We start from the raw sequence: 6375 nt of genomic DNA on the forward strand, positions 1-6375 counted from the left end.
AATTCCGGGTCGCCCGGCACGGAAACCTGTTTGAATCCGGTCGCCGGCCGTGATGCTCTCAATTCGTCCAGATACTTTTTTACACCGTCGGCAAGTGTATCGCCGCCGGGAAATGCTTTCGGATCGATGAGGATGAAAAGATCACCGACCGTGCATCGAAAATCCGTGTCCAGCGTGCCCAACACTTCGCGGCCCGCCGGCATACCGGCTAGCAGTCCGCCGAGCATCGCAATCGCGATGCCGAGACCGTAACCTTTGGGTCCTCCCGCGGGGCTCAGTGAGCCTTTCAGCGCAAGATCCGGGTCTGTTGTCGGAACGCCGTCTTTATCGACGGCCCAACCTTCCGGAATTTTTTCGCCGCGATGTTTCAGGGCGATGATTCTTCCCATCGCGCTCACCGACGTCGCCATGTCCAGCAGATACGGCCGCGGCTTGCCGGGAATGCCGATCGCGATCGGATTGGTGCCGACCAGGGCTTCCGCGCCGCCGAACGGGTGGACCAGGACTTCCGTCGTGGTGAAAGCGACGCAAGCCAGACCTTCCTGCGCCCTGCGCTCCGCGTAGTATCCAACCATTCCAATATGCGCGGCATTGCGCACTGTCAAGGTGCCGATGCCGTATTTTCGCACGGCCGGTACAAGCGCTTTCAACGATGTTTCACACGTGGATGTGCCAAACCCGTCTTTGCCATCGACGTTCAAAACGGCAGGTGTGCTCCATGTCAACTCGGGCTTGATGTTCACTTTCATCAGACCCTTCTGGATGCGCGTGACCATGACAGGAAGTCGCTGGACGCCGTGGGAATGAATCCCTCTCAGGTCCGCTTCCGTCCAGACATCGGCCTGGATCGAGGCTTCTTCTTCGGTGGCGCCGAGTCCCGTAAGGACGGCGACGATGGTGTCCAATTGTTCTTTTCTGGAAACTGTAACCGGCATGGTGTTGCTCTTTCGTGAGGTGAAAAGGTGAGCCGCAGATGACGCGGATGACGCCGATGGATCTGCGTCATCCGCGTCATCCGCGGCTGAATTCTATCTAGAACAACGCGGTCGAGCGGCGAGTCCAACCCGCCTTGCTCTTCTCTTTTGCGATCTTCTCCATGTCCTGAACGTAAGCGCCGGACTGGGTCAGGATGTGATGGAGGTCATTTCCGATGCTGATGAAGGTGAAGCCCTTCTCGAGGAATTCGCCAACGCGGGAGGTCCCGAAGAGGAACAGGCCGAGGATGACGTTGTTCTTCTTTGCGGAAGCGATCAGGTCTGTAGTGGCCTGACCGAGTTCAGGCGACGTGTACATTTCGGGGAACTTGTACTTTTCGTAGAGACCCATCGACATGCAAAGGTCGTTCTGGCCGAGAAAAAGAATATCGACGCCGGGAACGGCTGCGATTTCCTGGATGTTCTTGATGCAATCGGCGGTTTCGACCTGCAGAGCGCAGATGGCGTTGTCGTTCCAGGCGCCGGCATAGCCGAGCAAACCTTTTGCATTCATGCTGCGCTGGGGGAAGTAGACGGAGCGCGTTCCCGCGGTGGGATAGCGAACGCAGCTGACAGCCTGGCGTGCTTCCGCGGCGTTGTTGATATAGGGGACCAGAACGCCGTCGGAGCCCATATCGAGGGCTTGTTGAATGCCCGGGCGATCGTCATAGCCGCCGACGCGAACCATCGACTTCGCGCCGCCGCTGGCGATTCCCGCAAGCATCCCCGACAGGGTTTCGTTGCCCATCGGACCGTGCTGGGTGTCGACCAACAGCCAGTCATAGCCGCTATGAGCCAACTGCTCGGCCACGGTCGGGCTGCTCGAATTCACGAACAACCCCATTTTGGGGCGTCCTTCGCGAAGTTGGCTCTTAAACTCTTTACCAGTCAAAGCGTCACTCATTAGTTCTTCTCCTGTCGTGTTTTGTTAATTGAAAAATTCCTAAAGATCGTTCGCGCTTCCGATGCGATTGGGCGCCCGATGCCGGGGACGATCAGTTCAATTGCGCACGTCACTCTATCCTATTCTGCGAGTGCCGTAAACAAGCAGCGAAGCGAAAATTACAGGAAGCCGATGCCGCGTCCGCCGAGACCGACTCCGAGCCACAGTAAAGCATTGATAACGCCGACCGCGGCGCCCCACACCAGCCGGGGCTCCCGTTCCGATCGCGAGACTTTGCGGTGGACTGTAAAGTGAAAAATAAGCGCGGCGGACAGAAACATCATTTTTACCTGGAAGGGCGTGCTCGCGTAGCACTTCATCGCTTCCGAAAGGAAGAGCATGATTCCCGACAAGAGAATCACAACCAGGCTCCAGCTTGCCCACGGCCCCAGATCCTTTGCGACCTGAAAGGTCGGCTGGCTCGTCATCATCAGGCGGCACATGCGGCCGGTGAGGACGAGAATGGCCCCGAAAAGAATCGTCAGCGCGAGCAGATGGCAGGTCTCGATGATCGGAAAATAGATCCGGGATCCACGAATCGTTTCGCCCACCCAGCTCGCGTCGCACCACTTAAAAAACGGTAATAAAAAATGCATCGTTGATACCCTGCTAGAACAGATTGTACGCGGTGGCGCGCCCGGCGATGATCACCGCTGCCCACGATATGATCGAAATCAGGCCGGCCATCCGGGCCCTGATCGGGGGAATCGGGTACTTGTCCCAGTCCTCGATGCTCTTTTTGGTTTTCAGTTCGAAAATGCCGGCATTGATCATCGCGAGAATCAGAAACAGCACCTTGACCCGGAAGAATCCGCTCAAGTAACACTTCTCGGGTTCGGACCAGAAAAGCAGAATCCCGCTGATGGTCATCACGACGAAGCCGAAGAACGCCAGCGGCATGACCTGCTTGTGCACTTCGGATACGGGTTGCTGCTTCATTCCCCAGCCCATCAGCCGCAAATCGAACCACAGCAGGACTCCCACCGAGAGCGCCAGCGCCAGCACATGGGTGGTTTCGACGATCGGAAACAGCCAAATCGATTCCCGGATCCCGGTGCCGATACCGCTGTTTTGCATCGTGTGGATGATGGCAGGAATTTCTGACATGTTAGAAAGACCTCTGATTTCCCTAAAATGGCGTGAACTCTAGGAGATGGGCAGACTTTTCACGCTTTGGCACGATATCACATTCGCGTGACGCCGTGTCAATGACCCGGAAGTGCCAAACGCCCTGAAGATTTCCTGAATTCTTCGTCAGTCGGCCATATGCTCTTGCTGCAGGCAATTACTGCCGAATAAACTGCCAAGCCATGGCTAAAAAACTCTGGCTTGCCGCTGTCCTTCTCCTGGTTTTCGTCGCCGTTTCCCGACCTGCGGCGCCGCTTCCTCCCGCCGCCGCCGATCTCAAATCACCAGCGGGTTCCGGCAGCGCTGAGCCCAACCTTGCCGCGGCTCCCGATGGCCGGGTTTTTATGACATGGATCGAGCCTGCGGCCGGAACCGGAAAAGGGAGTGTCCTTTATGTCTCGGTTCTGCAGGGGAATGCGTGGTCCGCACCCAAAGTGATTGCGCGCGGCACGAACTGGTTCGTCAACCCCGCGGATTTCCCCTCGATAGTGGTGATGCTCGATGGGACGCTCGCCGCGCACTGGCTGGTTTCGAACGACGGCCCGGAAGCGGAAGTCTACGACGTGGACCTTTCCTTTTCGAAGGACGGCGGCGTCAGCTGGACAAAACCTGTCGTTCCGCATCGCGATCGCAAAAAGCGGCAGCACGGTTTCGTATCGTTGACGCCGCTGCCTGACGGGAAACTTGCAGCAGTGTGGCTCGACGGCCGCAATATGGCCGATGAAGATCATGGGGATATGGCGTTGATGTATACGACCATCACTCCCGCCGGTGTGCTCGGCACGGAATCGCAAATCGACAGTCGCGTATGCGAGTGTTGCAAGACCGCAATGGCGGTCACACCGGATGGTCTCATCGCCGTGTACCGCGACCGCTCCGATAAGGAGATCCGTGACATCTCGGTCTCGCGCTATGCGAATGGCCGCTGGTCCGCGCCGCAAGACCTCACGAAAGATGGGTGGAAAATTGAGGGCTGCCCCATCAACGGCCCTGCGGTCTCATCGTCCGGAAAAAACGTCGCGGTGGCCTGGTTTACGGCTCCCCTGGAAAAAGCCCAGGTGAATCTGATGATGTCTTCGGATGGCGGCAAGACCTTCGGCCCAAAAATCCGGATCGATGAAGGTAATCCCGCGGGCCGGGTCGAAGTGTTGAGCCCGGCATCGGGTGGAGCGATTGTGAGTTGGGTCGAACGCACGCAGGGCAACGGACCTCAGCTCCACCTGCGCCAGATCGACGCAAACGGCAAGGTGGCTGCGGTGGTCAACGTTTCGGCAGCGGCGCGTGTGGCGTCAGGTGGATTTCCGAAAATGGCGGCATCCGGAAAGGGAATTGTCGTTGCCTGGACGGATTCGGGCGATCCTTCCCGCGTGCACACCACGGTCGTGAATCCGTGAATGGTGAAATATGCGGATTCTCGTGGTTGAAGATGAGGTCAAAGTCGCGAATGCGTTGAAGGAAGGCTTCGCGGGCGAACGCTATGAAGCCGTGGTGGCGCATACGGGCGAGGACGCATTCTTCCGGATCAACACCGAAAAATTCGATGTCATCGTCCTCGATGTGATGCTGCCGGGCCGGGACGGACTTCAGATTCTGTCGACGGTCCGAAAAAGCGGTGTTCAGACTCCCGTTCTTCTTTTAACCGCGCGCGACACGCTGGAAGACCGCGTCGCCGGTTTGAACGGCGGAGCCGACGACTACGTGGTCAAGCCATTCGCTTTCGAGGAATTGCTGGCGCGGGTCCGCGCGCTCGTCCGGCGGGGCCGTCCTTCGGACACGCTGCGCCTCGGCGCCGGCGATCTCGATATGGATCTGATCTCGCGAAAGGTCAGCCGGGGCGGGCGCGCGGTGGAGCTGACGACACGGGAATTCGAGCTTCTGGAGTACCTGCTGCGGCATCAGGGGCAGGTCGTGTTGCGTGATACACTAGCCCGAGAAGTCTGGAAAGAGCCAACCCGCGGAACGCCGTTGAACAACGTTATCGATGTTCATATCGCCAGGCTGCGCCGGAAAATCGATCTCGATAAACCGCTCAAGTTGATTCACACGGTCCGGGGCGTTGGTTTCATGTTGCGGGAGGGAGAACCGTAAGTATGATGCGCATCCAACCGCGAAGTGTGCGCGTCCGTCTGACGCTCTGGTATGTCGGCGTGATGTTGCTCGTGCTCGGCGTTTATGCGGGCGCCATCTACACAGTGGTACGCAACAATTCTTCGCAACGGCTCGACGACCGCTTGCGCGACGATTTTGACTGGGCCTCCGACATGCTTGCCCAGCGTCCGGATGGTTCGATCGCTCCATACGACGAAACCGGCGAAGGCGACAGCCCATGGCTTCAGGTTTATGGCCTCGACGGGCAGCTTTTGTACAAGACGCCGGAAGCACGGCGCAATCCGGTTGCTTCCAGCGACAAGCTTGCCAGCAAACCCGATGAGCAGATTGTGACGGTTCCCAACGTCTACCCGCCGTTTCGCGTGATGAGCGGCGGAGCGCGGATCGGCGGCAAGCCTGTCGTCGTCCAAGTCGCGCGCTCCGAAGCCTCGATCAATCAGGACCAGCGGCAGTTGTTTTATATTCTTCTCCTCGGTTTACCTGCGGCGGTCGCTGTGGCGGGAGTCGGAGGGTATGGCCTCGCGAGGCGGGCGCTTGCGCCCGTCGATCGCATGGTCGAGCGGGCCCGTTCGATCAACGCCGAACAATTGAATGCGCGGCTCCCGGTCGACAATCCGGGCGACGAACTGGGCCGTCTGGCCACAGTATTCAATGACACCTTTGCACGGCTCGAAGCCTCATTTGAGCGGATGCGTCACTTTACCGCGGATGCGTCGCATGAGTTGCGAACGCCCCTGACTGCCATCCGCAGCGTCGGAGAAGTCGGCTTGCGCGGCCGCCGTGACGAGGCGGCGTACCGCGAAATCATCGGAAGCATGCTCGAGGAAGCCGACCGCCTGGCGCTGCTCGTGGACCGGCTCCTGACGTTGTCCCGCGCGGACACCGGCCAGGCCAAGCTTTCTATGGACTTCGTTGATGTGCGCGAACTGGCCGAGGAAGTGGCCGAACAACTCGGTGTTCTGGCTGAAGAAAAAGAGCAGTCGATCCAGGTGCGCTTTGAAACGGCGCCACACTGGATCGGAGACCGTGTGGTTTTGCGGCAGGCGCTTTTGAACCTTGTCGACAATGCGATCAAATACACACCGGCCGGTGGAGCGATCGAGATTCGTGTTGCTCAAACGGCGGAAGGAACGACGATCGAGGTCGCGGATACCGGCCCCGGAATCCCCGCAGAACTTCAATCGCGGATTTTCGATCGCTTCTACCGCGTCGATCGGGCCC

At 58.7% G+C, this 6375-nt stretch carries 7 protein-coding genes; 3 read left to right on the top strand and 4 right to left on the bottom strand.

The genetic code is table 11. The features are described 5' to 3' along the window. From VGK48_21210 to VGK48_21225, 4 genes are all read right to left on the bottom strand, one after another. Nucleotides 1-935: Ldh family oxidoreductase (locus tag VGK48_21210; protein ID HEY2383701.1), on the bottom strand; the 935-nt coding region annotated here is incomplete at its 3' end. 97 nt (nt 936-1032) lie between these two features. Further along, nucleotides 1033-1878 carry an aldolase/citrate lyase family protein gene (locus VGK48_21215; GenBank protein HEY2383702.1) on the bottom strand — a complete coding sequence of 282 codons (846 nt, stop codon included), beginning with the start codon at nt 1876-1878 and terminating at the stop codon, nt 1033-1035. A gap of 158 nt (nt 1879-2036) precedes the next feature. Next, a complete protein-coding gene (locus VGK48_21220) occupies nt 2037-2513 on the bottom strand; it encodes a DUF6644 family protein (protein HEY2383703.1) in 477 nt (158 codons plus the stop codon). A gap of 13 nt (nt 2514-2526) precedes the next feature. Next, nucleotides 2527-3024, bottom strand: a complete 498-nt coding sequence (locus VGK48_21225; protein HEY2383704.1) for a DUF6644 family protein — start codon at nt 3022-3024, stop codon at nt 2527-2529. A 203-nt stretch (nt 3025-3227) separates the two neighbouring features. Between VGK48_21225 and VGK48_21230 the strand changes: the two genes are divergently transcribed. The 3 genes from VGK48_21230 to VGK48_21240 form a co-directional block, all read left to right on the top strand. Further along, on the top strand, nt 3228-4439 hold the full coding sequence (locus VGK48_21230; protein ID HEY2383705.1) for a sialidase family protein: 1212 nt from the start codon (nt 3228-3230) through the stop codon (nt 4437-4439). Nucleotides 4440-4449: 10 nt separating this feature from the next. Then, nucleotides 4450-5133, top strand: a complete 684-nt coding sequence (locus VGK48_21235) for a response regulator transcription factor (protein ID HEY2383706.1) — start codon at nt 4450-4452, stop codon at nt 5131-5133. Nucleotides 5134-5135: 2 nt separating this feature from the next. Next, nucleotides 5136-6375: ATP-binding protein (locus VGK48_21240; GenBank protein ID HEY2383707.1), on the top strand; the 1240-nt coding region annotated here is incomplete at its 3' end.

Source organism: Terriglobia bacterium (assembly GCA_036496425.1).
In the GTDB taxonomy this organism is placed as follows: Bacteria; Acidobacteriota; Terriglobia; order 20CM-2-55-15; family 20CM-2-55-15; genus 20CM-2-55-15.

What these genes read in the sequence shown, in the direction of transcription:
- VGK48_21215 (HEY2383702.1), bottom strand. Translation starts at nt 1,878, where the DNA reads ATGAGTGACGCTTTGACTGGTAAAGAGTTTAAGAGCCAACTTCGCGAA.
- VGK48_21220 (HEY2383703.1), bottom strand. Translation starts at nt 2,513, where the DNA reads ATGCATTTTTTATTACCGTTTTTTAAGTGGTGCGACGCGAGCTGGGTG.
- VGK48_21225 (HEY2383704.1), bottom strand. Translation starts at nt 3,024, where the DNA reads ATGTCAGAAATTCCTGCCATCATCCACACGATGCAAAACAGCGGTATC.
- VGK48_21230 (HEY2383705.1), top strand. Translation starts at nt 3,228, where the DNA reads ATGGCTAAAAAACTCTGGCTTGCCGCTGTCCTTCTCCTGGTTTTCGTC.
- VGK48_21235 (HEY2383706.1), top strand. Translation starts at nt 4,450, where the DNA reads ATGCGGATTCTCGTGGTTGAAGATGAGGTCAAAGTCGCGAATGCGTTG.